Annotated in this window: 25 protein-coding genes and 3 pseudogenes; 10 read left to right on the top strand and 18 right to left on the bottom strand. The window is 73.0% G+C overall.

What is annotated here, in order from left to right; translation table 11 throughout:
* Window positions 1–274: 274 nt before the first annotated feature.
* Genes ABT093_RS15395 through ABT093_RS15385 form a run of 3 tightly spaced genes read right to left on the bottom strand, consistent with a single transcriptional unit; the run spans window position 275 to window position 4,220 of the window.
* Entirely contained in the window at window positions 275–1,852 is a 1,578-nt protein-coding gene (locus ABT093_RS15395; RefSeq protein ID WP_350564373.1) for a S41 family peptidase, read from the bottom strand.
* Window positions 1,849–3,450: an amidohydrolase family protein gene (locus ABT093_RS15390; RefSeq protein ID WP_350564371.1), complete on the bottom strand. Its 1,602-nt coding sequence runs from the start codon at window positions 3,448–3,450 to the stop codon at window positions 1,849–1,851. Before ABT093_RS15390 ends, ABT093_RS15395 begins: the two co-directional genes overlap by 4 nt.
* Window positions 3,450–4,220: a uracil-DNA glycosylase family protein gene (locus ABT093_RS15385; protein ID WP_350564369.1), complete on the bottom strand. Its 771-nt coding sequence runs from the start codon at window positions 4,218–4,220 to the stop codon at window positions 3,450–3,452. The genes ABT093_RS15390 and ABT093_RS15385 overlap by 1 nt, the downstream gene beginning before the upstream one ends.
* Before the next feature lie 223 nt (window positions 4,221–4,443).
* On the opposite strand from ABT093_RS15385, the gene ABT093_RS15380 reads away from it, so the two are divergent.
* On the top strand, window positions 4,444–4,983 hold the full coding sequence (locus tag ABT093_RS15380) for a hypothetical protein (RefSeq protein WP_350564367.1): 540 nt from the start codon (window positions 4,444–4,446) through the stop codon (window positions 4,981–4,983).
* A 62-nt stretch (window positions 4,984–5,045) separates the two neighbouring features.
* Here the strand turns inward: ABT093_RS15380 and ABT093_RS15375 are convergent, their stop codons facing one another.
* Both ABT093_RS15375 and ABT093_RS15370 read right to left on the bottom strand, forming a co-directional pair.
* Window positions 5,046–7,049 carry a LamG-like jellyroll fold domain-containing protein gene (locus tag ABT093_RS15375; protein ID WP_350564366.1) on the bottom strand — a complete coding sequence of 668 codons (2,004 nt, stop codon included), beginning with the start codon at window positions 7,047–7,049 and terminating at the stop codon, window positions 5,046–5,048.
* Between the two features lie 175 nt (window positions 7,050–7,224).
* Window positions 7,225–7,578 carry a response regulator transcription factor gene (locus tag ABT093_RS15370; RefSeq protein WP_350564365.1) on the bottom strand — a complete coding sequence of 118 codons (354 nt, stop codon included), beginning with the start codon at window positions 7,576–7,578 and terminating at the stop codon, window positions 7,225–7,227.
* On the opposite strand from ABT093_RS15370, the gene ABT093_RS15365 reads away from it, so the two are divergent.
* Window positions 7,552–7,851 (top strand): hypothetical protein, encoded by a 300-nt coding sequence (locus tag ABT093_RS15365; protein ID WP_350564363.1) that lies wholly within the window; start codon window positions 7,552–7,554, stop codon window positions 7,849–7,851. The genes ABT093_RS15370 and ABT093_RS15365 overlap by 27 nt on opposite strands.
* A gap of 154 nt (window positions 7,852–8,005) precedes the next feature.
* On the opposite strand, the gene ABT093_RS15360 is transcribed toward ABT093_RS15365, so the two are convergent.
* From ABT093_RS15360 to ABT093_RS15345, 4 genes are all read right to left on the bottom strand, one after another.
* The gene (locus tag ABT093_RS15360) at window positions 8,006–8,473 is read right to left on the bottom strand and encodes a hypothetical protein (protein WP_350564361.1); all 468 of its coding nucleotides are present in this window, start codon (window positions 8,471–8,473) and stop codon (window positions 8,006–8,008) included.
* A 300-nt stretch (window positions 8,474–8,773) separates the two neighbouring features.
* A complete protein-coding gene (locus ABT093_RS15355) occupies window positions 8,774–9,496 on the bottom strand; it encodes a hypothetical protein (protein ID WP_350564360.1) in 723 nt (240 codons plus the stop codon).
* A 150-nt stretch (window positions 9,497–9,646) separates the two neighbouring features.
* Window positions 9,647–10,231 (bottom strand): DinB family protein, encoded by a 585-nt coding sequence (locus ABT093_RS15350; protein WP_350564358.1) that lies wholly within the window; start codon window positions 10,229–10,231, stop codon window positions 9,647–9,649.
* On the bottom strand, window positions 10,228–11,325 hold the full coding sequence (locus ABT093_RS15345; RefSeq protein ID WP_350564356.1) for a TIGR03620 family F420-dependent LLM class oxidoreductase: 1,098 nt from the start codon (window positions 11,323–11,325) through the stop codon (window positions 10,228–10,230). The genes ABT093_RS15350 and ABT093_RS15345 overlap by 4 nt, the downstream gene beginning before the upstream one ends.
* A 109-nt stretch (window positions 11,326–11,434) precedes the next feature.
* On the opposite strand from ABT093_RS15345, the gene ABT093_RS15340 reads away from it, so the two are divergent.
* Complete coding sequence (locus ABT093_RS15340) at window positions 11,435–12,034, top strand: TetR/AcrR family transcriptional regulator (protein ID WP_350564354.1); 600 nt, start codon at window positions 11,435–11,437, stop codon at window positions 12,032–12,034.
* 29 nt (window positions 12,035–12,063) lie between these two features.
* On the opposite strand, the gene ABT093_RS15335 is transcribed toward ABT093_RS15340, so the two are convergent.
* From ABT093_RS15335 to ABT093_RS15320, 4 genes and pseudogenes are all read right to left on the bottom strand, one after another.
* Entirely contained in the window at window positions 12,064–12,810 is a 747-nt protein-coding gene (locus tag ABT093_RS15335; protein ID WP_350564352.1) for an SAM-dependent methyltransferase, read from the bottom strand.
* A gap of 275 nt (window positions 12,811–13,085) precedes the next feature.
* Window positions 13,086–13,763, bottom strand: coding sequence for a hypothetical protein (locus ABT093_RS15330; protein WP_350564350.1), 678 nt, complete (start codon window positions 13,761–13,763; stop codon window positions 13,086–13,088).
* A 123-nt stretch (window positions 13,764–13,886) separates the two neighbouring features.
* A pseudogene (locus ABT093_RS15325) lies at window positions 13,887–14,006 on the bottom strand (DUF397 domain-containing protein); the annotation flags it as partial.
* Window positions 14,007–14,055: 49 nt separating this feature from the next.
* Window positions 14,056–14,766, bottom strand: a pseudogene (locus ABT093_RS15320) (methyltransferase domain-containing protein); the annotation flags it as partial.
* 345 nt (window positions 14,767–15,111) lie between these two features.
* Between ABT093_RS15320 and ABT093_RS15315 the strand changes: the two are divergent.
* Together ABT093_RS15315 and ABT093_RS15310 are read left to right on the top strand one after the other, a co-directional pair.
* Window positions 15,112–15,636: a DUF6879 family protein gene (locus ABT093_RS15315; RefSeq protein WP_350564349.1), complete on the top strand. Its 525-nt coding sequence runs from the start codon at window positions 15,112–15,114 to the stop codon at window positions 15,634–15,636.
* Window positions 15,637–15,660: 24 nt separating this feature from the next.
* Window positions 15,661–16,509 (top strand): helix-turn-helix domain-containing protein, encoded by an 849-nt coding sequence (locus tag ABT093_RS15310; protein ID WP_350564347.1) that lies wholly within the window; start codon window positions 15,661–15,663, stop codon window positions 16,507–16,509.
* Window positions 16,510–16,538: 29 nt separating this feature from the next.
* On the opposite strand, the gene ABT093_RS15305 is transcribed toward ABT093_RS15310, so the two are convergent.
* The 3 genes from ABT093_RS15305 to ABT093_RS15295 all read right to left on the bottom strand — a co-directional run bounded on the left by ABT093_RS15305 (window position 16,539) and on the right by ABT093_RS15295 (window position 17,850).
* Window positions 16,539–16,724 (bottom strand): DUF397 domain-containing protein, encoded by a 186-nt coding sequence (locus ABT093_RS15305; protein ID WP_350564346.1) that lies wholly within the window; start codon window positions 16,722–16,724, stop codon window positions 16,539–16,541.
* Between the two features lie 62 nt (window positions 16,725–16,786).
* Window positions 16,787–16,972: a DUF397 domain-containing protein gene (locus ABT093_RS15300; RefSeq protein ID WP_350564344.1), complete on the bottom strand. Its 186-nt coding sequence runs from the start codon at window positions 16,970–16,972 to the stop codon at window positions 16,787–16,789.
* Window positions 16,973–16,974: 2 nt separating this feature from the next.
* The gene (locus ABT093_RS15295) at window positions 16,975–17,850 is read right to left on the bottom strand and encodes a helix-turn-helix domain-containing protein (protein ID WP_350564342.1); all 876 of its coding nucleotides are present in this window, start codon (window positions 17,848–17,850) and stop codon (window positions 16,975–16,977) included.
* Between the two features lie 141 nt (window positions 17,851–17,991).
* On the opposite strand from ABT093_RS15295, the gene ABT093_RS15290 reads away from it, so the two are divergent.
* From ABT093_RS15290 to ABT093_RS15280, 3 genes and pseudogenes are all read left to right on the top strand, one after another.
* Entirely contained in the window at window positions 17,992–18,456 is a 465-nt protein-coding gene (locus tag ABT093_RS15290) for an ATP-binding protein (protein WP_350564341.1), read from the top strand.
* Complete coding sequence (locus tag ABT093_RS15285) at window positions 18,446–18,625, top strand: hypothetical protein (RefSeq protein ID WP_350564339.1); 180 nt, start codon at window positions 18,446–18,448, stop codon at window positions 18,623–18,625. Before ABT093_RS15290 ends, ABT093_RS15285 begins: the two co-directional genes overlap by 11 nt.
* A 184-nt stretch (window positions 18,626–18,809) precedes the next feature.
* Window positions 18,810–19,130, top strand: a pseudogene (locus tag ABT093_RS15280) (serine hydrolase); the annotation flags it as partial.
* 50 nt (window positions 19,131–19,180) lie between these two features.
* Here the strand turns inward: ABT093_RS15280 and ABT093_RS15275 are convergent.
* A complete protein-coding gene (locus tag ABT093_RS15275; RefSeq protein ID WP_350564337.1) occupies window positions 19,181–19,705 on the bottom strand; it encodes a P-loop nucleotide/nucleoside kinase family protein in 525 nt (174 codons plus the stop codon).
* 263 nt (window positions 19,706–19,968) lie between these two features.
* Here ABT093_RS15275 and ABT093_RS15270 point away from each other — a divergent pair, with 263 nt between their 5' ends.
* Together ABT093_RS15270 and ABT093_RS15265 are read left to right on the top strand one after the other, a co-directional pair.
* Window positions 19,969–21,126, top strand: a complete 1,158-nt coding sequence (locus ABT093_RS15270; protein ID WP_350564335.1) for a serine hydrolase domain-containing protein — start codon at window positions 19,969–19,971, stop codon at window positions 21,124–21,126.
* Between the two features lie 51 nt (window positions 21,127–21,177).
* The gene (locus ABT093_RS15265; protein ID WP_350564334.1) at window positions 21,178–22,749 is read left to right on the top strand and encodes an alpha/beta hydrolase; all 1,572 of its coding nucleotides are present in this window, start codon (window positions 21,178–21,180) and stop codon (window positions 22,747–22,749) included.
* On the opposite strand, the gene ABT093_RS15260 is transcribed toward ABT093_RS15265, so the two are convergent.
* Entirely contained in the window at window positions 22,703–23,917 is a 1,215-nt protein-coding gene (locus ABT093_RS15260) for an alpha/beta hydrolase family protein (RefSeq protein WP_350564332.1), read from the bottom strand. The genes ABT093_RS15265 and ABT093_RS15260 overlap by 47 nt on opposite strands.
* Window positions 23,918–24,016: the final 99 nt, after the last annotated feature.

Genomic DNA, 24,016 nt, shown 5'->3' with positions numbered 1-24,016 from the left:
TCCTCGCTTCGGGGATCCGGGAATCGGAGGGGGACGGGCGGTGCTTCGCGGGCGAAGCGCCGGAGTCCATCCTGGTGGCGGATTCCCGGAATCAGCGGAGTGCGAGGAGCTAAACCACCCCTTCTGGGCAGATCTGCGGAAGGGGGCTGACGTCACGTCAATTATGACGCACTGGAGGGATGTTCAGGGGGTCCGAAGCAGGGCTGCGGGCAGCCGTGGAGGCAAAGGGGAAACGACGGGAAGGATGGGCCGGAGGCGGTCGGACCTCGGCTGCTCAGGACAGCAGTGCGGAGGCCGCCGCCAGCAGGTCCCGGTTGTGGCCGAGGACGTCACGTCGGGTCAGCCGGTGCAGCGGGTCGGCCGTTACGCCGAAGTCCTCCAGGGGGACGCCGGCGTTGCCCCCGGCGCGGGTGGCGCGGCGCAGCGCGACCCGGAACCCGGCCCCGCGCGGCAGCGGGCCCAGCAGGTCCGGCAGCCAGACGCCCAGCAGCTCGTACGTCCACACGTTGGCGCCGCCCGCGCCGGTGGTCCCGGCGGTCCCGAGGACGGGGCCGAGCCCGTTGTCCGCGAACCCGGCGGCGAAGATGTCGGCGGCCGAGTAGCTGAGCGCGTCGACGATCAGCACCTTCGGCCCCGGGTAGCGCGGCAGGCCGTCGGCGACCGCGTCCGGGTCGGTGAGCGGGAAGGCCTGGGAGTACGGCTCGCCGCTCTCCACCGCGTCGCGGATCGAGGGCGCCCACGGGCGGAAGGCCGGGTTGGCGCGGGCCAGGGCGAGCGCGGCGCGGGAGGTCGGCAGCGCGAAGCGGACCGGGTCGACGGGGCCGGTGCTCAGCACCCGCAGGGCGGCCTCGGCGGCCAGGATGTTGCCGCCCGGGTTGCCGCGGATGTCGACGATCAGGCCGTCCGCCGGTGCGCCCGCCGCGATCGCCGCCACCTGCTCGGCGAACCGCCGCGCGCTCGTGACGTTGAACGAGTAGACCCGCAGGTACCCGTACGGGCGGCGCCCGCGCGTGCGGCGGAACGCCAGGACGTCCCGGGGCGCCCGCGCCGCCGAGCGGCGGGCCGGGGCGGGGGCGAACAGCGCGCGCTTGGCCTGGCGGGTGGCCTCGTTGCCGGCGTCGATGCCGAGGTGGGTCCCGAGCGTGGGCACCGGGTCCTGGTCGCGCCCCCGGTGCCGGTCGGCGGGGCGCACCCGCCACGGCACCCGGGTCTCGCGCAGCCGCCCGTCGGGGGTGCGGTAGGTGAGCTGCACCCAGCGCTCGTCCGGCGGGGGAGCGGTGCGCAGCGGGCGCAGCGTCAGCGACTCCAGTCCCCGGGCGAGCCGGGCGTCGGGGCTGCAGCCCACCTGGGCGGCGGCGCCGCGTTCGATGGCGCGCTCCACCGGGACGCCGTTCCACAGCTCCAGTTCGACGCCGGCGTCGAAGTCCCCGTGCTTCAGCGCGTCGTCGATCCGGGAGACCGGGTAGTGCGGCGCGCCGTCCTCGTCGTGGTAGCGCTCCACCAGGAAGCCGAGTACGGCGACCTGTCCCCGGTACGGGGCGGGGAGCTGGTAGACGGTGTGCAGGTCGCGCAGGTCCCGGAAGACACCGGCCAGTTCGCCGTGGAACTGGAGCTCGCTGAGGGCGGGCACCCGCCGCTCCAGCAGGCGCAGGCGCTGGACCGGGTCGGTGGCGTAGCGCGCCCGCTTGAGCGGCAGGTGGACGTACAGCTCCTCGACCAGGACGCGGGCGGCGGCCAGCAGCCGGTAGCGGTCGGCGAGCGGCAGCGGGTCGGCGGCGGCCTGCGCGAGGAAGGCGTCGAGTCCGGTGGACTCCGGCAGGGCGCGGGCCGGGGCGGTGACCCGGGGGCTCACGGGTAGCAGTCCTTCAGGTGCCGGAGCGCCGGGATGCCGCTGCGGTCCACGGCGGCGAGGAAGGCGGCGTCGTGGGTCAGCGCGTCCGGCTCCGGGACGACCAGGCCGGGCGGGATGTCGTCGGTACCGGCCAGGGCCGCCGCCTCGCCCTCGGGCATGTCGCCGAACAGGGCGAGCGGGGCGTCGGGGTCGTCGAGCGATCCGCCCCACGCGGCCAGCGCGTCCTGGGCGTCGCGGAACGCGGCCCGCGGGTCCTGGTGGACCTTGTCCAGCGCCCGCTTGACGGCGGGCCAGTCCAGGACGCCGCCGTCCGGTCCGGCCCCGCCCGTTCCGTCCAGCGCCACCCGGCGGCGCAGCCCGGGCGCCGGCTGGATCGCACTGGTGGCCGTCGCTCCGGCGGCGGTCATCAGCGGCTGCGTGCCGTAGCGCGGCCGGCCGCGGGTGACCACCAGCAGGATGTGGCGCTCGGTGGCGTCGATGAGCGCGCGGTACACGTCCTTGCCGGGCTGCTGGCGGTCCAGCACCAGCAGGTCGGCGGCGCTGCCGGCCGCCAGCCGCCCCACCTGCGGCCCCCAGGCGGTCGCCAGCGCGTCGCCCGGGTCGGCGGTGACCAGGTCGCACAGCGCCCGGTCGTCGAAGTGGCCGCCCAGCTCGTCGCGGTTGAGGCCGTCGGCCACCTTCAGCTCGCCCAGCACGTGCTTGGTCCCCGACGGCGACCAGTCGGAGCCGAGCGCGATCCGCAGCCCCTGCGCGGTGGCCGCGACCACGTCCGTCGTCTCCCGGTAGAGCCAGAGGTTGGAGAACGGCGACCACACCACGGTGCCGCGCTCGGCCGGGTCGAGGGCCGTCACGGCGCCCTGCCAGGTGGCGAACTCGGCGGCCGTGAGCGCGGTGCCGTGGACGCAGACCAGCCCCGGCTTCAGGCACGGCGCGAGGTCGGCGAACTCGCGGTGGACGTGCGACACCGGCTTCGCCGGGTCCGGCTCGGCGGCGCGCCGCCCCTCCGCGACGTGGTAGATCAGCACCCGGCTGCCGTCGAGCTTGTCCGCCGTCTCGTTGCGCAGCACCTCGGCGTCCTGCTGGAGCGCCGCGGTCATCACCATGTCGCGCCCCGCCGGCAGCTTCTCGATGTCGACGATCCGCACCAGCCCGTCGCCCAGCGGGCGGGTCGAGCGCGGCGCGCCCTGCACCGAGGTCGTGCCGCCGACCAGCGCCTTGACCGCGATGTAGGCCAGCAGCGCCCCGGGCGCGGCGTGGCCGAGCACCTTGGCGGGCCAGGTGACGGTGGTCGCGTAGTCGGGTGCGTCCCGCTCGTCCACCCAGCGGTCGTGGTGCAGGTACGGCACGCCGACCGCCTCCCAGAGCGGCAGCGTGTGGTACTGCAGGTGGCCGTGCAGGTCGACCAGGCCGGGCAGGACGAGCGCGCCGGTGGCGGTGAGGTCGACGACCGGGGCGGCGGCGAAGCCGGGGGGCGGCGCCTGCCCGGCCGGCTGCACCGCGGCCAGCCGGCCGTCGTCGCCGGCGTACACCGCGCCGGGGTCGAGGACCCGGTGCTCGGCGTCGAAGGTCACGACGGTGCCGCGCAGGACGAGGGCCATCAGTCCGGTGCCTTCCAGAGCAGGGTGTGCCCGTCGTCCGGGGCGGGCCGGCGCACGGAGGTCGGCGGCCCGGTCCCCTCGGCGCGCACCCAGGCGTCGTCCCCCAGGAACGCCGGCACGCCGAACGGCAGATCGCGCCGGGGGATCGGGCGGTAGTCGTCCTCCTCGAAGGTCTCGCCGTAGTTGGGCCCGGTCCTGTCGCCGTCCTCGTCGGCGTCGACGACGGCGCGCAGCGTGGTGACGGCCGCGCGCCAGCCGTTCAGCAGCGCCACCGGGTCGTGGCTCGACGGGTGCGGCACCTTGGCCAGCACCGCCTGTTGCGGCCGGCCGTCCCAGAGCCGCACCGCCTCCTGGGCCATGAAGCCCATCGCGACGACGGCCTGCAGGGCGGGGCCGACCGCCGCGCCGAACACCTCGTTGCGCCAGTGGAGTTGGTCCGCGTCGCCGAGCCGCTCCTTCATCTCCTCGGCCTGCGAGGGGTGCACCGCGTACGCCCAGGCGTTGAGGCAGACGTAGGACCGGGTCAGGCCCAGCTTGCCGAGGAACCCCTGCACCCGCTGCCCGGCGTCGCCGACGAGGGTGCGCCCGGCGATCCGCTCGGTCGGCCCCGGGTCGGAGGCGACCACCAGGACCCGCGCCGAGCCGTCCAGCCGGCCCCGGTAGAAGACCGGCCCCCAGTCGGACCAGAACGCCTGCGCGTCGGGCGGATCGGGCACCCGGGCCAACAGGTCCGCGAACGCGTCCGCCGGACCCCGGTCGAACTCGGCCATCGCTCACCACCTCCTCAGCGGCGGCACCCCGGCCGTGGTGGTGTCCCTTCCAATGCACCACACCGCCCCCGCCCCCGCAAACGGTCCCGCCGGGGGTCGGCCCGGAGTGCGAGAAGGCCAAGGGACACGTCCTCCGTGCAGCGTTCTGACATGCACCCGATCATGGCCGGTTTCCCGAAGCCGGGGCAGACGGGCCGGAGGCGCGCGCCTACGCTGGGCGACCATGTCCATACCCGCCTCGGCGATGAGGCGTGTGCGCCTCATCGCCGCACTGACGTTGTTCCTCAGCCTGTTCGGCTTCGGAGGGCAGGCCTTCGCCGCGGCCGAGCCCTCGTCGCCGCACTTCGCCTTCAGCGTCGACGACACGACGCTCACGCCGGGCCAGGTCGGCGCGTTGTCCGTGACGTTCACCAACCGGCAGGACACTCCGGTGACCTTCCTCTACGCGACGGTCTACGCCTCCGAGACGGGCTCGGCGGCGCACCGAGAGTTCACCGGGTGCACGGGCGCCAGCTGGTGCGAGCTGTCCCCCTCGTCCGTTCGCTTCAACCTGGTCTCACCGGCGGTTCCCATCGCTCCCGGGGACAGCCGCGCCGTGACACTGCCCTTCCGCTTCACCGCGGACTCGGACTGCGCTGTCGGGGGCACCGTGGGCTTCCTCGTCTACTACTTCTATTACGAGTACACCCAGGGCACCTACCAGGGCGCCCAGGTCCCCGATCCGTCCGTCGCAGGCAACCTGGTCTGCCCGCCCGCCTCCTGACGGGCCCCCTGACCCCGTGCCCTCCCGGCGAACGGCCGGGAGGGCACGGGCGATCCGGGTGGTCAGGCGGTCATGAACTCGCGGACGCGCAGGGGGCGCTTCACGATGCGGACGTCGCCGATGTGTCCGTGGAAGACCTTGTCCAGCACGCCCGCGTAGGAGTAGCCGCCCAGCATCCACGGGCGGCCCAGGGTGGTCAGGCCGACGGCGGGGGTGGCGGGGTTGCGGGCGACCTCGCAGCCGTCGACGTACATCCGGCTGAGCTTGCCGTCGTTGACGACCGCGACGTGCCACCACGCGTCCAGGGGCAGCTGGTGGCCCCAACAGGTGGACGCCCCGGTCTGGTTGAGCGGGTAGACGCACCACTGCAGGGCGGGCGCCTCGGAGAGGCTGAGCGTCACGACGGGCTCCTCGGCGTCCGTCCCCGGACCGCTCTTGCCCGCCTCGCCCGCCATCCCCCAGCGGCTGAGCAGGGCGGACCAGCGGCTCTGCCCGGAGTCCCAGTCGGCGGGCAGCTTGCAGAAGGCCTCGACGGTGAAGCCGCGCTCGAAGGTCTCCCGGTTCAGCGGCGCGGTGGGCGCCGTCTCCAGGTAGCCGCCGCGCACCGGCGAGCGGGTGCCCCTGAACAGCAGGCTGCCGTGGCCCGGCTGGTCCGGGTGGTGCTCGGCGGACCAGGTGAGCGCCTCGTCGGGGGTGCCCGGGGCGGTGCGCCGGAGCAGGTCGTTGCCCTGGCCCGACAGGTCCTTGACGACCAGGTTGGGCGGGACGGTTCCGGCGCCGCCGGCGGCGTCGAAGCGCCAGTACGCCACGGTGTCCCGGACCAGCAGCTCGGCGGGCCGGCGCGCCGGGCGCTGCGGGACGGGGGCGAAGCCCGCGAAGCGCCGGTCGAAGTCGATGGAGAGCGAGAAGCGGTCCACGTCCGAGGTCAGCTCGACCTCCTTCGCCGCGAGCACGTTGCGCTCCTCGGCGGCGATCTCCTGGATCCACGGCGAGAAGGTCGACACGTCGACGGTGTTGCGGTCGAGGTCGAAGCGGTACGCCCGGATCATCGCGGCGCCGCCGTAGTAGCGGTCCTGGTAGTTGGTGATGTGGACGTGGACGTCGTGGCCGGCCTGGTTCCGCAGCACGGTGCGGCCGGGCGGCCAGTAGTGCCCGTTGACGGTGAGGAAGACCTGGTCGTTGCCGCTGATCAGCCGGTCCCAGAGCTTGCGGCCGTAGTCGGACAGCTCGGCCCGCCCGGCGTCGTCGGCGTGGGCCAGCTCGTGGGTGGTCAGGATCACCGGGACCTTCGGGTTGGCGGCGATCACCGCGTTGGCCCAGTCGAAGCCCGCGTCGGACAGCCGCCAGTCCAGCGAGAGCACCATCCACGGGCGGCCGCCCGCGGTGAAGATGTGGCAGGTGTTGTAGCCGTCCGGGCTGGAGCTGTGGTAGCCGGAGGTGCGGGCGGCCCGCTCCTTGCCGAAGGTCTCCAGGTACGGGCTGCTGCCGCGCCGGTCGTCGGTCGAGGAGCGGACGTCGTGGTTGCCGGCGAGCACGCCGTAGGCCGCGCCGGCGTCGTCCAGCAGGCCGAACACCTTGCTGACGGCGGCGAACTCGGTGGGCAGGCCGTTCTCGGTGACGTCGCCGAGGTGGGCCAGGAAGACGATGTTGTCGTCCGTCCCGTCCTCGCGGTTGACCCCGCCGTCGAGCACGTAGCGGATGGAGGCCTCCACCGGCGCCGGGTGGATGCGGTCCTGGTCGAACAGGTACTGGGTGTCCGGCATGACGACCAGGGTGAACCGGCGGGCGTCCGGGTCCGGCTGCCAGCGGCGCTTCCCCTTGGCCTTCCCCTTGTCCTGCGCCTTCCCCGCCTTCTCCGGTGCCGCGCCGCCGTCGGTCGGCGCGGCACCGGCGGCCTGCGCGGGCGCGGCGCCGAGCAGGCCGAACCCCGCCGCCCCGACCCCGGCTCCGAGCAGTCCGGCCCCGCGCAGGAACCGGCGCCGCCCGGCCGCGGCCGGGCCGTCCCCGTCGAGGTCGGCGGTCCGCGGGCACCCGCACTCGTGCCCGGACTCGTGGATGTCGTGCATGTTCGCTCCCGAAGTGGTCCGGCCCACGACGGTAGGGAGCGGGTCTGGTCGGAGATCATCGCCGGAGCCACGTCCCGCTGAACAGCGGAGGAACCCGGAGGACACCGCGCCGGCCCTCCCGCCCAGCCGGACCGCCCGCCCCGTCGCCGCCCCGCCCGTCCCGCCGGGAGCGGGATCAGATCCACCCCTCTTCCCAGGCACGGCGCGCCGCCTCGTGGCGGGTGCGGACGGCGAGCTCGGTGATGGCGCCGGAGAGGTGGTTGCGGACGGTGCCGGGCGCGAGGTGGTGCTGTGCGGCGAGGTCGCCGATGGCCTGGCCGTGGTGGACGCCGCGCAGGACGTCGAGTTCGCGCGGGGTGAGCGGACAGGAGGTCTCGGTGAGGGCGTAGGGGGCGAGCCGGTGGTCGATGCAGCGCCCGCCGGCGTGCACGTCGCGCGGGATCCCGGCCAGCCGGTCGGCGGGAGTGGTCTTGGGGACGAAACCCAGGGCGATGTCGACCGGGTGCCGGGCGGCGGGAAGCTGTGCCACCACAACGCCGACAACCAGTACCCGAACGACTCGATCGAAGGGCTGGCCGACGGCGCCAACCTGAACGTCCGGGACTGCTCGGGGTGGTACATCCACGCGAACCAGGCGTTCAACTTCCTGTACCCCACGCCCGGCTCCGACCAGGCGCTGATCCGCCTCGTGCACAGCGGCAGCTTCGCCGCCGCCGCCGACCCGGCCGGCTCCACGGGCTCGGCGCTGGCCCAGGACGCCTACCGGGCGTCCCTGTTCACGCTGGAGCACCTCGCCGCGTGACGGTCCCCGGCCCGACCGGGCCCGGCCGCCGACGGTGAACCGGCGGGCGTCCGGTGCCGCGCCGCCCCCGTCGGTCGGCGCGGAACCGGCGGCCTGGGCGGCGCCGGGGCCGGGAGCCGTGCGGCTCCCGGCCCCGGGCTCATGGGAGCTCGGATCAGCAGGGGATCGGGGTGCTCACGGTGACCGGCGACGGGTTCCAGCCGAACTTGGCGACGCTGAAGGTGCCGCTGACGACGTTGTTGCACGGGACGGTGCCGCTCGGGCCGTTGACGGTGACCGTGCTCGCGAGGAAGTTCACGCCCTGGTTGACCGTGCCGAGCGAGGCACCGCCGACGACCTGGCCGGAGATGGTGGTGATGAGGTCCTGGGGCTGCGGCGGGTAGCCGGGGGACGGCGGGCCGGCCAGGGCGATGCGGCCGAGGAACTGGACGTTGGTGCCGTTGACGGAGGCGCAGACCTGGGTCGACAGCCCGCTCTGCAGCGACCACGGGCTACAGGTTTCGAAGGTCGCGGTCGTGGTCGAGGTACTGGTGGTCGCGGCCTGGGCGGGCGCGGCCATCAGCGTGCCGGCGGCGGCCGTGGAGGCCGCGAGCAGGGTCAGACCCTTCAGCGAACGGTTCATGGCGAAGTACTCCTTCACTTGGTGGTGCCCGCCCGTGGGTGAGCCACCGGGCGAGGTGATGCCATTTCACATGTGGAACCTGATGTGTGCAATGGCATGAGCGTGTATCAGTTTCGAATGTCAGATGGATTCTTCGCATTTGGAATGGTGTGTCAGGCTGGAAAATGACCTTCGATGGCTAGATCGCGTCGTAGCCTCGGCCGACCCTCCGCAGCCGTGTCATGCGGCTGCGGCGCCGACAGGGGTGGTCTGTGGGGGTGGTGGGAGTGGGAAGTCGGGCCGGCCGACTTCCCACTCCGGTCATCGCCGGGCCATCCCAGGGGCGGATTCGTCCCGGACGATCACGGCGGCGCCGCCGGTCGTGGCCAGCCAGCCGAAGACCGGGATGGCCAGGAGGGCGGCGAGTGGCCACTCCATCGTGATGAGGGTGAGGCAGCCGAGCATCGCGGTGGCGACGGTGAGACAGCCCATGGCGATGGCGAAGGAGCCCGCCCGCGCGCCCACCCGTGGCCAGGTCAGGCCCAGGATCGTGAGGGTCACTCCGAGACCGGCCAGGAGGGCGACCTTGAAGGAGGCCAGGTAGAGCGTGCCCGGGTTGCCGGTGTGGTGTCCCTGGTAGACGAGTTCGGCCACCCGCCCCCGGTAGATCGTCAGGTCCACGTCCGTGCCGACCTTGGTGGCGGCGTAGAAGCTCGCGTTCACCGAGTAGCGGTGCGCGCGGCCCGCCTCGCGCGCCACCCCCACCATGTAGGTCCTTCCGTCGCCGTCGACGGTGTACTGCTCCGTCACCTTGCCGGTCTCGCGCCGCACGCAGTCCGTGCCGGGCGTGTGCGCCGCCGTGGCGCAGACGGGGGCGGAGCGGTAGCCGAGCGTCGTGTCGTTCACGTCGACGAACCGGCTGAAGCAGAGGACGGTGGTGGCCAGTCCTGCCAGGAGGAACAGGCCCGCCGGCAGTGCGCGGGCGACCGCTCCGCCGAGCCGCCTCCAGGCCGGCGGCTTCACATCCCTGGTAGGAGCGTTCATCGCAACCCCCATCGATCGCGTCCACGGACACCTCCCCGGTGCCCAGCAGGGATGCTTCCAGGGAGGTGGCCGAACGGGGCGTGGCACGAACGTTCTTGTGGCGAACTTGTGGCTATGTCCCGATCCGGGGGGAGGTGGTTTGGGCGGCGCCTAAGCCTTGACCGGTGCGGCCGACCTGGCGGCCCGCTCGATCTTCGCCCAGTAGGCCGCACGGGCTTCCTCGTCGATCGGCCTCTCGTGTTCGGGGCGCAGGCCGGTCCGGCCGTCGAGGCCCTCGCGCAGGATGTCGGCGTGCCCGGCATGCCGGACGGACTCGCCGAGGACGTGGACCATGACGGCGAACAGGTTCGTGTCGGCATGGGGCTCCGGCCACCACGGCACGTGACCGGGGGCGTCCAGGGGAAGCTCGTCGATCGTCGAGTCCGAGTGTTCCCACGTGCGCCGGTAGAACCCGATGATCTGATCGCGGGTCTCGCCCTCGGCCGCCCACAGATCGCCGCCGTCGTGGTCCTGCCACCGCGGCAGCCCTTCCGGGGACGGGCGGCCGAAGACCTCGCCGAAATACCGGGCCTCGACGCTGGCCACGTGCTTGACCAGGCCGAGGAGGTTGGTCCCGGTCGCCGTCAGAGGCCGGCGGGCGTCGTACTCGGACAGGCCGTCGAGCTTCCAGAGCAGCGCCTCGCGGTCCCGCCGCAGTCTCCCGTGCAGGGTGTCCTTCGCGAATTCATCGATCATGCGGCATGAGCCTGCCACGGTCCGCTCGCGCTCTCAAGATCCGGTACGTGCTCCGGCCCTGGTCCTGCCGCCCCCGCCACGGAGGTTCTTCCGGCGCGCTCGGCGGTGTACTGGCGCGCTATGCCCCGGTTCGGGGGGGAGGGCGGTGTCGCGGGTCGGGAGGGGTGTTGTGCTGGGGAAGGAGCGATGAGAGCGCAGGCGAGTTCGCGCCACTCGCGCTCCGGCAGCGCCGTTTGATCGGCGCTCAGGACCTGCAGGCAGACGTGGTCGGCCCCTGCGTCGAGGTGATCCCGCACGCGGCGGCGGATCGTTTCCGTGTCGCCGTACGCGACGATCGCGTCCACCAGCCGGCGGCTCGGGCCGCCGGTGATGTCCTCGTCGCCGAATCCGAGCCTCCGGACGTTCGCCTGCTGGTGGGGCGCCATGGCGACGTATCCGGCCACGTGTGCCGTGGCCACCTCCCGGGCCCGGCCGAGGTCGGTGTCCAGGACGACGGCCTGCTCGACCCCGAGGAAGGAGTCCGGCCCCATGATCGTACGGGCCTGCGCGGTGTGCTCGACGGGCACGAAGTAGGGGTGCGCGCCCCAGGTGCGTTCGGCGGCCAGCCGGAGCATCTTCGGGCCGAGGGCGGCCAGGACGCGGCGGGGGGCCGGGTCCGGTACGGGGCCGTGGGCGGGGGTGGCGTCCATGGCGTCGAGGTAGGCGCGCATCGTGGCGAGCGCCCTGCCCCGGGCCGGGACGGGGTAGCCGTCCACCAGGTGCACCGTGTCGTCGACCCGGTGCCCGCCCAGGCCGAGGAGGTAGCGTCCGGGGAAGGCCTCACCGAGGGTGCGTGTCGCGCCGGCCGTGGCGATCGGGTCCCGGAAGGCGATGTTGGCGATGCCGGACGCGACGGTGATCCGGCGGGTCGCGGACAGCAGTAACCACGCCTGGCCCACCGTGTCGCGGCCGAAGGCCTCACCGTGCCAGATCGCCCCGTAGCCCAACTCCTCCAGCTCCGCGGCCGATTCGCGGACGCGTCCGGCGGGGTGTCCCTCGTAGGCGAAGGTCCAGATCCCGACCGGGCCGAGCCCGGTCCGTGCGTCGTCAGTCATCCCGTACTCCTCGGGCAGCTTTCCGGAGAGGTTCTCCGGTTGTGTGTCGGCTAGAATACGGAGAACCTCTCCGGTTTTCCATCCCGGGAGTCGACCGAAGGGCGGGACGATGACGAACAGGCAGGCGCGCATCCCGGTCGGGCCCGCGCGGCGTACGGACGCCCGCCTCAACCGGGAGCGCCTGGTGGCGGCGGCGCGAGAAGTGTTCGCCGAAGCCGGGCCCGGCGCGTCCCTCAACGAGATCGCCCGCCGGGCCGGGGTGGGCCCCGGCACCCTGTACCGCCACTTCCCCGACCGCTCGGCCCTGTTGACCGCGGTACTCGCGGACCGGATCGAGACACTGCACGCGCGCGCGGAGCAGCTGCTCGCTTCGGAGGACGCCGACGACGCCCTGGAGGAGTGGCTCCGGGCCTTCCTCGCCCATGCCCGGGTGAACCAGGGCATGGGCGGCGCCCTGCTGGTGGAATCGGCCGGCGAGTTGGGCTTCGACTGCCATCGACGCATCCTGGACATGGCGACCGGCCTGCTCACCCGGGCGCAACGGCGCGGAACGGCCCGCGCCGACCTGGCCGGCGACGACCTCCTCCAGCTCGTCATCGGCATCGCGCTGTCCACGGCCGGCAGCGCTCGGGCCGGGCAGCCCGAGCTGCTGCTGGACCTGGTGCTGGACGCCGTGCACGGGGCACCGCGCCGGAGGAAGCGTCCGTAGCGGGCGTCCAGGCGGCCCCGACGTGACCGTCAGCGGCCCATGAGAGCGAAGGCCCCCCAGCCGAGGTACTCGCGCCGGTACCTGGCGTAGCGGGCCGGCTCCTCGGCGAGCTCGGCTCTCAACCGGGCGGCCAGCTCGTCCTCGGGGTTGAGGTCGAGCCAGCGTCGGATGTTGAGCCACTGCGCGGCCTGGTACCGGTCCCAGCTGTCCTGGTCGGCAAGCATCATCTCGACGACGTCGTAACCCAGTTCGCCGAACCGCCCGATCACCTCGGGCAGCGCGCGGAGGTCATCCTTGCCGCCGGCGTGGCACGCTTCGACGGTGTGCTGGTCCGGGGGATCCTGACGCCAGTACGGTTCGCCGATCAGCAGGATGCCACCGGGGCGGAGGCTGCGACGGAGCAGATCGATCGTGCCGGCCACTCCGCCGGCGATCCAGGTGGCGCCGACGCACGCCGCGAGGCCGACGGGTTCGTCCGCGACATAGCCGGAGGCGTCGCCGTGAACGAAGACCACCCGATCGGCGACGTCGAGCTCGGACGCGCGGGCACGGGCCCTGGCCGTGAACTCGGAGCTGATGTCCACTCCCGTCCCGACGATGCCGTGGGTGTGCGCCCAGGTGCACAGCATCTCGCCCGACCCGCTGGCGAGGTCGAGCGCGCGTGTCCCGGGGGCCAGGTGCAGCGCCCGCCCCAGGGCGGCCAGCTTCTCGCTGGTGAACGGGTTGTGGATGCGGTGGCTGCTCTCGCGGATGGTGAAGCTACGTGGAAGGTCCACTGTTGGGATTCCTTACGTCCGATGAGGTGATGAAGCGAGCGGGGAACGGCCTGTTGACGCTGGCCGCCGTTGCCTGGACCGTCATCACATTCACCTCATCCGGACGTGCGAACTTCCGACCTCCGTGAGGCTAGGACGCACAGGAAACCGTGTCCATCGGTTTTCCGCCGTCCTGGAGCCGTGGCCGACAGGCGGGTTCTGTAGGGGTTCCGGGCGTGGGAAGTCGGTCCGGCCGACTTCCCACGCCGCATGGCGGGGCCGGTGGACCGGGAAGGTCAGTCGTTCCAGGTGACGGCCGTGAAGGCGGCGATCGTGATCAGCCAGGCGAGGGCGGGGAGGCCGAGGAGGAGGGCGGGCGGCAGCGAGGACCAGATGAGGCCGAAGCCGGCGAAGAACGCGAGGACGGCGGCGACGGCGCCGATGGCGGCGAAGCGGGCCGCGCTCGGGCCGAGCCGTGACCAGGACAGGCCGTGGGAGGTGAGTGTCGATCCCAGGCCGACCAGGAGCGCCACCCCGAGGAGGACCGCGAGGGACGACCTGTTCGGGTTGTCGGCGCGATGTCCCTGGTAAGCGACCGAGGCCACCCGCCCCCGGAAGATCGTCAGGTCCACGGCCGCGCCGATCTCCACGTCCGCGTAGAACGCTGCGCCGACCTTGTAGCTCCGCGTGGGAGCCGCCTCGCGCGCCACGGTCACCGTGTGCGTGGCCTCGGGGTTGTCGGCGGCTGGACCGGCGCCGGCGTGGACGGCCTTGGCCGTCACCCGGCCCGGCTCGTGCCGCACGCAGTGCGTGCCGGGCCCGTGTGCCGCCGCCGTGTCGCACGCGGGGGCGGAGCGGTAGGCGTGCACCCGCATGTCGGCGGCGGCGAACCAGCCGAAGCCGAGAGCGGTGGTGGCCAGTCCCGCCAGGACGAGCAGGGCCGGTAGTTTCGTCCTCCTGATCCGAACGTTCAAGGCAACCCCCACAGATCGCCGTCCACGGGCACCTCCCCGATGCCCAGCAGCGATGGTCCCAGGGAAGCGGCGGCCGGGGAGCGGGACGGGTGAACCTGTCGCGAGGTTGTCGAAGTTCTGGCCTCAGATGTCGGTGGCGGCGGCGAAGTCGATGAAGGCCTGCCATGCGGCGGGCTCGAAGGTGAGGTGGGGGCCGGTCCTGTCCTTGGAGTCGCGGACGTGGACGGTGCCGGGGGCCGACCTCCCTGGAACCCTGGAGGTGCTGCCCGGCCGGGAAGCTCGGCTCCGGGGGTCAGGCGATGCGGTGTTCCCAGCGCATCTTGGGCTTCTCCCCGATCCAGTAGGTGTGCGCGCGGGGGGTGACGTGGAGGCGGACCTCGGTGATGTCGGGTCGGCCGGCGTCGTGCCAGGCGGTGATGGCGTCCTCGACCGTGTCCCAGAGGGCGACGGGACCGCCCTGCCGGACGGTCCACGCGCCGTCGGTCTCGGCCAGGGCGGCGAAGGACTCCCGGCTGGTGTCGAAGAGGTAGGTCGTCGCGCTGCCGTCGGCGGCGACGGCGCGGACGAGCTGCGCGCCGGGGGCGGCGAGTTGGGCGAGGAACGCCGGCATCCATTCGGCGAGGAGGGCCGGACTGATCGGGGTGGGGCGCTCGGTGTCGGCGTAGGCGGCGCGGGCGGCGAGGTCGCCGTCGAGAGGGCGGGCGGCCTGGGAGCGGGCGGGCATGAACGAGCTGCGGCCGGTGATCCGACCCTCGGCGGTGCCGTCGTCGTTGACAGTGACCTTGGCCAGGCCGGTGCCGTAGGCCCAGGAACCGACGGTGGCGAGCACGATACCGCCGGGCCGGGTCTGGCGGATCCAGGCGTAGGGGATGCGGCGCACCGCGCAGGTCGCGATCACCCGGTCATAGGGAGCGCGACGAGGGTGGCCGAGGAGGCCGTCCCCGGTCACGGTCCAGGTGGAGTGCCCGGCCTCTTCGAGGGCGGCGTCGGCGCGCCGCGCCACGTCATGCGGACAGTGCCAGAAAGTTGCGCGGAATTGCGAGTCCGGTCCGCACCGCAGGCGTAATCTCGCTCCCGAGAGCACGAGTTGAACGTCGGGCGAATCTGCGTAACTCGCGAGGAAGGGCCGACATGAAGAAGCTACGGTTCATTGGGATCGACCCCAACACGTGAGACGATGAGTGCCCGACGGTCTGGTACGACGAGGAGGCCGGAGAGATCGTCATCCAGGGCTGGAAGGCCGACGACGAGCTGCGCACCGCATGCCGGGAGACCGGAAGCATCCCCGACTCAGAGGATGTGGTCCGGCTGCCGGCCCGCATGGTGCCGATCTTGAGGGAGGCGCGCGATGCCGCCGAAGGTACCGACGTTCGCTGAGCAGTTGGCCGCCGCTCGGTCCAGCGCCGTGCACCTGGAGATGCGCGACTCCTACAGCGTCGTGAAGGAAGCGGACGCCTTCGCCGCGTGGCGGGACGGATTCCGGCACGACCCGAACGACCGCGCCTCGTGGTGGCGGCCGTGGCTCACCCTGATCCAGGAGACCGTCGCCCGCGGCGTCGAGGTCCGCCGGGCCAGGATCGTGTCCGAGCCGGTATCGGAGTACATCCGGTTCGAGCACTCCGGCACCTTCACCAACATCGCCGCCGGGGAGCAGATCCGCTGGCTGCCCCGGCGGCAGGCATCCGACATCGCCCTGCCGGGCAACGACTTCTGGCTGTTCGACGGCACGCTGGTCCGGTTCAACCACTTCACCGGCGACGGCGAGTCCGCCGGCCCGTCGTTCAACGACGACCCGGCCGTTGCCCGGCTATGTGCGACGGCCTTCGAGACGGTCTGGCAGCGGGCCGTGCCGCACGAGAAGTTCACCGTCTGACCCGTACCAGCGACAACCGCACCGATGTCGACCTCCCCGTCCTCCAGCGCCCAGGCGGCCCGCGTCGCGTTGGCCGCCCGCCTCGGCGAGCTGATGCGCGACGCTGGCCTGAAGGGCGGGGAGCTGTCCGCCCGCTGCGGCTGGCACGCCGCCAAGACCTCCCGCATCCTCCACGCCAGGGTCGCCCCCAGTGACTCCGACATCCGGGCCTGGTGCCAGGCCTGCGGCGCCGACGGCCAGGCCGACGACCTGATCGCCTCCAATCGCGCCGCCGACTCCCTGTACGTCGAGTGGAGGCGCATCACCCGTGCCGGCCTTCGGCAGGTCCAGCAGGCCCGCGTCCCGCTGTACTCCCGCACCAGCCTCTTCCGGGCCTACTCCTCCCGAGTCGTCCCCGGCGCCCTGCAGACCAGGGAGTACGCCGGCGCCCTGCTCCGCACGGTGGCCGATGTGCGCCGGACGCCGGACGACGTGGCCGATGCGGTCGAAGCCCGCCTGGCCCGTTCTCGGGTCGTCTTCGAGGGCGGGCGCCGCTTCGTCGCGGTCATCGAGGAATCCGTCCTGCGTTACCGAATCGGCGACGAAGCGGTGATGGCCGGACAACTCGGCCACCTGCTCCAGGTCATGTCGATGCCATCGGTCTCCCTCGGCATCATCCCGTTCACCGCCGGCCGCACCATGTGGCCGGTGGAGACGTTCAACCTGTTCGACGACGGGCAGGTCGGCGTGGAACTGCTCTCGGCCCAGGTCACGGTGACGGCGCCGAGCGACCTTGCCTTGTACGTGCAGGCGTTCTCCCGGTTCACCGGACTCGCCGTCCACGGAACTGCGGCACGCGCACTGATCACCGCGGCGATCGACACCCTGGGATGACGGGACAGTGTGGCTTCAGGCTTCAGGCTTCAGGCTTCGGTGGCGGCGGCGAAGTCGATGAAGGCCTGCCATGCGGCGGGCTCGAAGGTGAGGTGGGGGCCGGTCTTGTCCTTGGAGTCGCGGACGTGGATGGTGCCGGGGGTTTCGGCGACTTCGACGCACGCGGCGCCTTCGTTGCTGCTGTGGCTGCTCTTGAACCAGGTCGGCTCGGTCATGGGACCAGGATGCGCCGACGGCCCGCCGCAGGGAAGCGGCGGGCCGTCGGTGGGGTGCTGTTTCAGACGTCGGCGTTCGCGGCGAACTTGACGAACGCCTGCCAGGCGGCCGGCTCGAAGGCCAGCTGCGGGCCGCTCTTGTCCTTGGAGTCGCGGACGTGGACGGTGCCGGTTGTCTCGGCGACCTCGACGCACGCAGCATCCTCGTTGGTGCTGTGGCTGCTCTTGAACCAGGCCAGTTCGGTCATGCCTACCGCTCTCCCAGAATCTGCTCGATCAGGGCCAGGGACTCCCTCAGACTCAGAGCCTGAGCCCGGATGCTGCTGTACCGTGCGGCCATATTACGGACCTCGACCGGGTCCGTGACCAACCGATTCACGTGCTGCGCCGCCACGTACCCGATCTGCGAGCGCCCGTTCGGGGTAAGCAGGATGAACGAGCCACCCATCCCGGCGTGGGTAAGGCGATCGAGAGGCATCACCTGAAGCTCAGGGCCTCGCATCTGCCCCACCTTGAGAAGGTGACGGAGCTGTTCGGCGTGGACGTCCCATCCGCCCAGCGGGCGGCGGAGCACGCTCTCATCGATCACCCACGTCACCACCGGCAGCGGCCAGCGGGTGAGGATTTCCTGCCTGGCCAGTCGCGCAGCCACCCACTCATCGATCTGGTCAGGCGCGAGCAGCGGGCGGCGCATCTCGTACAGCGCCCGGATGTAGGCCTCGGTCTGCAAGAGTCCGGGGATGACCATCGTGCTGTAGTCGTGGATCTCGATCGCCTTCGACTCCTCAGACGTGAAGGCGCGCGAGAACGCCGGGTGACGCTCGCTCACCCGGATCTTCGCCTTCATCACGTCGTCCGCGATGAGCCTCAGCGCGCCGCCCGCGTTGACGGCGTCGTCCACCTTCGCCAGGATCTCGATCCTCGGCGTCCGCTTGCCCCGCTCGACCGCGCCGATCATGTCCTCGCTGTAGCCGATGATGTCGGCCAGTTCGCGCTGTGTCAGCCCCGCCCGCTCGCGGAACATTTTGATCAACTTGCCCACGGCGCTGTAGAACTCCGCGACCCCGTCCGAGTTCTCCGCCGTCTCGCCGTCGTCGAAGACCGTACGCTCGACACCACTCACCATGGGAATCACCCCTGCTCACACGTGTTTGCGACCGAATGATCCGAGCCGCCCCGACCGGTCGACCCTCCGCGTCCGGACAAGCACCCTCCGTGCCCGCCTGACTCGTGGTCAGCGTACGTCCGGGCCGCCACGATTTTCTCCATGACGACCGAAATTCCGCTCGACAACCCCCGCCGTCACACCATCACACTCGCCGCCACGCCGAAGGGGGCCTGCCTCTGCCGCGCTGTAACGAGACGTCAACTCTCGCTCTGGGGAGTCGATTCCACGTTCGGAGAGCCCTTCCACTCCGCGCTGATCATCGTCGCGGAGCTGGCCTCGAACGCGATCAGACATGGGCGCGTTCCGGGGCGCGGGTTCGAGTTGCACCTCAGTCTCACCACCACTGTGCGCCGGGGCGCCACCCTCCGGATCGAGATCTCGGACTGCCGGGGCGACCGCCTGCCCGTCCTCCCCGTCCTCCCGACCGCCCGCAGTACGTCGCAGGCCCAGTCCGGCCGGGGCCTGGTGCTGATCGACGCCCTCGCCGACCGCTGGGGCACGCTGCCCCGGCACCCCAACGCCAAGACCGTCTGGGCCGAGGTCGACCTCACCGATGCCGGCTGAACCCCGCGACAGCGGCGGGAGCGCCGCACTCTGCACCCTGCTCCCGTTCGTGCTGCTCCTCGCCCTGCTGGCGTGGGCCTACCCGCTCACCACCCGCCACCACGACCGCCACCCGCGCCCCGTCCCGTTCCCCGTCCCCACCTCCACGATCACGGCCACGCCCCGGTGATCCCGGTGGCGTAGGACGTGGCCGCCGGGCTTCGAGACAGGTCTCGAAGCCCGGCGGCGGGGGGACCGGGGTCGCGCCTCCGGGGGCCGTCGGGGTTGCGCCCTGCTCGGGTCGTAGCAGCCGGTCGGGGAGGTGCGACCTGATGGGGAGGAGGGGGTGGACCTGAGTCCGACGACCCGCTGTCGTGACGCTGGGACCCCGGGCGGTGCCACCGCCGCGCTCCATCCTGCTCGGCAGGCTCATCGGGAGGACCACCGGCCGCAGTTGGCAGCAGGAGGTCGAGCACCGGATCATCCGCCCCCTCGGCCTGAGCGGGACCACCATGCCGGAGAACGACCCGACCGTCCCCGGTCACCACCCCCGCGCCTACGCCGCCATGCCCGGGGGCCCGGTGGACATCACGCTGTTCAACCCGACCGTCGCCGACCCCTCCGGCGCTGGCATCTCCACCGTACGACCCCGCCGGGCTGCCCGCCGCCGAGGCCGCCTTCGGCCACCTGGTGACCGCCGCGGCCTGCGCCGGCAGGCCGTAGGGTCCGTGCGGCGGCGCGGCGGTCACGCGAACGACGGCCACCGGTTGGCGGCCCACTCGCGCCAGCCCGTCCAGCCGGGTGGTGGGTCGGCGGTCCTGAGGCCCGTCAGTTCCGCCGCGTCGGGCTCCTCGAAGTTCGCCCGCCCGTACAGGATGTCCGCCTCCGACAGAGGCAGCGTCTCGTCGGGGGTGGTCGCCCAGCGATGGGCGATGCGGGCGCGTTGGGTCTCGTCGTCCACCGGCAGGTAGACCATGTGGAAACGCGCGCCCTCGGCCTCCACCAGTCGGCGGATCGCGGTCCGTTCGTCCCGTGACCAGCAGCCGTAGTCCAGGACGACGTTGGTCCTCAGCTTGACCGCCTCCAAGGCGAGCCAGAGCATGCGTCCTTCCAGCACGTCGCGCTTCCCGTCCGCCTCCACCTGGTCGAACAGGGGAATCATCCAGTCGTCGGTCGTCAGGCGCAGCGCGCCGTGCTCCGCGGCGAGCTGTCGAGCCCTCGTGGTCTTTCCGGCCCCTGGCAGGCCGACCATCAGGAACAACGTGGTCATACCCGGATCCTGGCAGGGAAGCCGGCCGGAGGACCACCCCTTTGTCGGCGCGCGCCCACCGGCCGGGGGCGAGCAGCGCCGGAGGGGGCGGGAAGCGTCGGCCCCGGCGGCCGGCTGAGGTACGTCCGCAGGACGAGGCGGTACGGGACTTCGGGATCACGAGGAGTCGATCTTGGTCGTCCGGTGAGCTGACGACGGGGCGTCAGGGCGCGTGATGTCGTGGGGATCACCGAGCACCCGCACCACCGTGGGAGAGACACCTCATGAACGCGCACACCTTCCGCTGGAAGGCGGTCGTCGCTGCCGCCGTCGCCGTCGGAACCCTCGCCGCCGCCCCCTCCGCCGTCGCGGCGCACCGGCCGGACGCCGTTCAGCGGCAACTCGACGCGCTGGTGGGCCAGGACGGCGCGCCCGGGGCGCTGGCGGCGGTCAAGGGATGGGACGAGCGGACCCGCAGCTACACCGCCGGCGTCGGGGACGTGGCCACGGGCGCCGCCGTGCCCAGGGACGGGCAGGTGCGGATCGGCAGCAACACCAAGACGTTCACCGCCGTCGTCGTGCTCCAACTCGTCGGCGAGGGGCGGATCGAGCTGGACGAGCCGGTGGAGAAGTACCTGCCGGGCGTGGTGCGCGGGGACGGCATCGACGGCAATGCCATCACCGTCCGCCGGCTCCTCCAGCACACCAGCGGACTGCCCGACTACACCCGCTACCTCGGCGACGACGTCCGCCCCTACCAGCCGCGGGAACTGGTCGACATCGCGCTGCGCCACCCGGCCGACTTCGAGCCGGGGCGGGGCTGGGCGTACAGCAACACCAACTACGTGCTGGCCGGCCTGATCGTCGAGGCGGTCACCCACCGCCCGCTCGCCGAGGAGATCGAGCGGCGCGTCGTCCGGCACCTCGGCCTGCGGCACACCTACTTCCCGGCGCCCGGCGACGCGACCATCCGCGAGGCCCACCCGCACGGCTACTACCGGGAGTCGGCGGGCGGGCCGCTGATCGACATCACGGACATGGACCCGTCGTGGGCGTGGGCGGCGGGGCAGCTGGTCTCCACCCCCTCGGACCTCAACCGGTTCTTCGCCGCGCTGGCCGGCGGGGACCTGCTCCAGCCCGCCCAACTCGCCGAGATGCGGCGGACGGTGGACGCGGGGAAGCCCTTCGCGCCCGGCGCCGGGTACGGGCTGGGGCTGGTGAGCACGCCGCTGTCCTGCGGCGGGGTGTACTGGGGCCACGGCGGCAGCATCCCGGGCTACGAGACGCGCGGCGGCGCGACCGAGGACGGCCGCGCCGCCAGCATCACGATCACCGTGCAGCCCGACGACGAGGCGACGGCGCGGCACCTGGAGGCCGCGGTGGACACGGCGCTGTGCGCGATGAAGCACGACAGGTGGTTCGGTACCCCCGCAGGGGGATGACAGCCTGCGGCGGCGCCCCTATGGTCCAGACCTATGTTGACTGGACAACGCATGACCAGGCCCTTGAGAGCCGTCGGCGCCGCACTCGCCCTGGTGCTCGCGGGCGCCGGAGTGGCGGAGGCCGCGCCGGAGCAGCGGCCCCGGCCGCTGGTGTGGACGGACTGCCCCGCCGACCCGTCCGGGGCGCCGGTGGACCCGAGGCTGCGCTGCACCACGCTGCGCGTGCCGCTGGACTACCGGGCCCCGCACGGGCGGACCATCGAGATCGCGGTGTCGAAGCTCGCCACCGCCAAGCCGGGCGTGCGGCGCGGCATCCTGGTGCACAACGGCGGCGGCCCGGGGGTGGCCAGCCTGCACCTGCCCAGCGCCCAGGAGGCCGGCTACCCGCAGGAGGTGCTGGACCGGTACGACCTGGTGAGCTTCGACCCGCGCGGTGTCGGCCGCAGCACGCCGGTGAGCTGCGGCCGGACGGCGGCCGAGGTTCCGTACGAGCTGGTCTTCCCGTTCCCGGCCCCGGACGGGTCGATCGCCCCCAACGTGCGCTTCGCGCGCGACCTGGCGCGCGACTGCCTGGCCCGCAACGGCGAGTTCATCCGCCAGTTGACCACCGCGAACACCGCGCGCGACCTGGACCGCATCCGCGCCGCCCTCGGCGAGCAGAAGATCTCCTACCGCGCCGCGTCGTACGGCACCTACCTGGGCGCGGTCTACGCCGAGCTGTTCCCGGGGCGGACGGACCGCTTCGTGCTCGACGCCAACGTCAGCCCCAACGTGACCTGGCAGGACCGGCTGGCCACCTGGGACCACGCCAGCGAGCTGCGCTTCGAGGACTTCGCCGCCTGGGCGGCCGAGCGCGACGCCACCCTGCACTTCGGCGCGACCCCGGCGGCCGTGCGCGCCAACTACCTCGCGCTGGCCGCGAAGCTGGACCGGACGCCGGTGACCCACCCGGTGGCCGGGCCGGTCAACGGCAACCTGTGGCGGACGCTCTACCGCCTGGACTCCTACCACTCCGCGCTGTTCCAGGAGATCGCCGACTGGTGGCGCTTCCTCGCCGACGACGGCGCGGGGCCGGTCCCGTACTGGTGGCTGGCCAAGGGCGACACGGGCATCCCCGAGGACAACGACGTGGCCGCGCTGGTGGCGGTGCTCTGCGCCGACACCCCGGCGCCGCGCGACCTCGGGCGGTACCAGCGGAACGTCACCGAGAGCGGGAGGCGCAACCCGATCCTGAACGGCATGGGCGCCAACGTCTGGCCCTGCGCGTTCTGGCCCGCCCCGGTCGAACCCGCCGTCCGGGTCACCGACCGGGGCGCCGCCAACATCCTGCTGCTGCAGACCACGCGGGACCCGGCCACCCCCCTGGTCGGCGCGCTGGGCATGCGGGCGACGCTCGGCAAGCGGGCCCGGATGGTCACCGTCGACGGCGGCAACCACGGCGCCTACGACCGGTGGACGCCGTCCTGCGCGGTGACCGCCGCCGACCGGTTCCTGAGCACCGGGGTGCTGCCCGAGCGGGACCTCTTCTGCAGCCCGGACCCCGCCCCCGCCCCGGACCCCGCCCCGGCCGCCGCCCTCAGCGGATCAGCCGGACCTCGGGGTGAGCAGGCGAGGGCGCGGTGAACAGCGGCGTGGGCCGGTGGCGCAGCTGGAGGTCGAAGAAGGCCGCCAGATGGGCGCGTTGGGCCGCGACGGCGCGGGCGGGGTCGATCACGCCGAGCAGATGATCGACCTCGTCGGCGGGCCAGGCGATGGCGGGGCGGGCGGCGCTCAGCAGGACCTCCAGGTCGGCGAAGCTGCCGTGCCCGGAGCCTTCCAGCACGATCTGCCGGCGCCAGGAGGTCAGGCGCGGCCAGAGCGCGTCCCACATCGCGTCGCGGGCCGGGCGCACGTCCGAGGCGCCGAACAGCAGCAGCGGGCGGTCCAGGCCGTCGGTGGCGGCGGTGCCGAAGACCGGGCCGTCCAGGGAGGCGCCGGCCCGTACGCGCGGGTCGTCGTGCAGGGTCTGGACGGCGGTGGCGCCGCCCATCGAGTGGCCGGCCACGCCGACGGCGCCGAGGTCGAGGGCCGCGCCGAGGCCGGGCGGCAGGGGGCGGTGCTCGGCGTCGGGGTCGGCGCCCGCGGCGAGGTCGGTCAGCCGGTCGAGGACGAAGCGGGTGTCGGCGGTGCGGTAGGCGACGATCTCCTCGTCGGTCATGGCGAACACGGCGGGCTTGTTGCGGACCTCCAGCCGGCCGTCGGGAAAGGCGACTTCACCGGCGTCGAAGGTGTGGTCGAGGACGGCGACCACATAGCCGCGGGAGGCGAGGTCCTCGGCGGCGAGGGTGGCGAAGGAGCGGTCGGCGCGCGAGCCGGGCGAGTACAGGACCACCGGGTGGCGGGCGGTGCGGTCGACGGGCGCGTCCTCGCGGGAGTGGGTGGCCGGCCAGGTCAGGCTACCCGGGGCGGCGCCGAGGTAGTCGGACTCCAGGTGGGCCCGCTCGGCGGCTCCCGTCCACGGCGCGAGCCGGTGGGCGGGGGCGCCGCAGGCGGCGGCCGGGTACCAGAGCTGCGCCATCAGCTCGCGCGGACGCGGGGTGGGCGCCCAGCGGTCGGGGCGCCGCGGGTCGACGAGGTGGAGCGTGGTCGTGCCGACGGGCTGCGGGCCGGTCGGCGCGGGCAGGGTGAGTGCGATCGGGGCGGCGGTGGTGGCGGCGGGAGGCCGGGCGTAAGCCGTGGAGGTGGGGGCGAGGGCGCCGGAGGCCAGCAGGACGGCGAGCGCGGCGGCGGTGCGGTAGCGGTGGTGCGGCATGAGGGGATTCCTCCGAGGAACGGGTCGGTCGGTGCCGTCACCACCGTGGCGGCCGGGCCCCGCCCGGCGCGTCCCGCCGTGGGCATACGACCGTGGTCG

This window comes from Kitasatospora sp. NPDC002551, from assembly GCF_040296005.1.
Taxonomy (GTDB): domain Bacteria; phylum Actinomycetota; class Actinomycetes; order Streptomycetales; family Streptomycetaceae; genus Kitasatospora.
Note: the sequence above shows the minus strand (reverse complement) of the source record. Positions and strands in the feature narration are given on the sequence as shown.

What these genes read in the sequence shown, in the direction of transcription:
- ABT093_RS15270 (WP_350564335.1), top strand. Translation starts at nt 19,969, where the DNA reads ATGAACGCGCACACCTTCCGCTGGAAGGCGGTCGTCGCTGCCGCCGTC.
- ABT093_RS15375 (WP_350564366.1), bottom strand. Translation starts at nt 7,049, where the DNA reads ATGCACGACATCCACGAGTCCGGGCACGAGTGCGGGTGCCCGCGGACC.
- ABT093_RS15285 (WP_350564339.1), top strand. Translation starts at nt 18,446, where the DNA reads ATGCCGGCTGAACCCCGCGACAGCGGCGGGAGCGCCGCACTCTGCACC.
- ABT093_RS15380 (WP_350564367.1), top strand. Translation starts at nt 4,444, where the DNA reads ATGTCCATACCCGCCTCGGCGATGAGGCGTGTGCGCCTCATCGCCGCA.
- ABT093_RS15275 (WP_350564337.1), bottom strand. Translation starts at nt 19,705, where the DNA reads ATGACCACGTTGTTCCTGATGGTCGGCCTGCCAGGGGCCGGAAAGACC.
- ABT093_RS15300 (WP_350564344.1), bottom strand. Translation starts at nt 16,972, where the DNA reads ATGACCGAACTGGCCTGGTTCAAGAGCAGCCACAGCACCAACGAGGAT.
- ABT093_RS15350 (WP_350564358.1), bottom strand. Translation starts at nt 10,231, where the DNA reads ATGATCGATGAATTCGCGAAGGACACCCTGCACGGGAGACTGCGGCGG.
- ABT093_RS15385 (WP_350564369.1), bottom strand. Translation starts at nt 4,220, where the DNA reads ATGGCCGAGTTCGACCGGGGTCCGGCGGACGCGTTCGCGGACCTGTTG.
- ABT093_RS15305 (WP_350564346.1), bottom strand. Translation starts at nt 16,724, where the DNA reads ATGACCGAGCCGACCTGGTTCAAGAGCAGCCACAGCAGCAACGAAGGC.
- ABT093_RS15265 (WP_350564334.1), top strand. Translation starts at nt 21,178, where the DNA reads ATGACCAGGCCCTTGAGAGCCGTCGGCGCCGCACTCGCCCTGGTGCTC.
- ABT093_RS15315 (WP_350564349.1), top strand. Translation starts at nt 15,112, where the DNA reads ATGCCGCCGAAGGTACCGACGTTCGCTGAGCAGTTGGCCGCCGCTCGG.
- ABT093_RS15390 (WP_350564371.1), bottom strand. Translation starts at nt 3,450, where the DNA reads ATGGCCCTCGTCCTGCGCGGCACCGTCGTGACCTTCGACGCCGAGCAC.
- ABT093_RS15360 (WP_350564361.1), bottom strand. Translation starts at nt 8,473, where the DNA reads ATGAACCGTTCGCTGAAGGGTCTGACCCTGCTCGCGGCCTCCACGGCC.
- ABT093_RS15260 (WP_350564332.1), bottom strand. Translation starts at nt 23,917, where the DNA reads ATGCCGCACCACCGCTACCGCACCGCCGCCGCGCTCGCCGTCCTGCTG.
- ABT093_RS15310 (WP_350564347.1), top strand. Translation starts at nt 15,661, where the DNA reads ATGTCGACCTCCCCGTCCTCCAGCGCCCAGGCGGCCCGCGTCGCGTTG.
- ABT093_RS15290 (WP_350564341.1), top strand. Translation starts at nt 17,992, where the DNA reads ATGACGACCGAAATTCCGCTCGACAACCCCCGCCGTCACACCATCACA.
- ABT093_RS15345 (WP_350564356.1), bottom strand. Translation starts at nt 11,325, where the DNA reads ATGACTGACGACGCACGGACCGGGCTCGGCCCGGTCGGGATCTGGACC.
- ABT093_RS15355 (WP_350564360.1), bottom strand. Translation starts at nt 9,496, where the DNA reads ATGAACGCTCCTACCAGGGATGTGAAGCCGCCGGCCTGGAGGCGGCTC.
- ABT093_RS15295 (WP_350564342.1), bottom strand. Translation starts at nt 17,850, where the DNA reads ATGGTGAGTGGTGTCGAGCGTACGGTCTTCGACGACGGCGAGACGGCG.
- ABT093_RS15340 (WP_350564354.1), top strand. Translation starts at nt 11,435, where the DNA reads ATGACGAACAGGCAGGCGCGCATCCCGGTCGGGCCCGCGCGGCGTACG.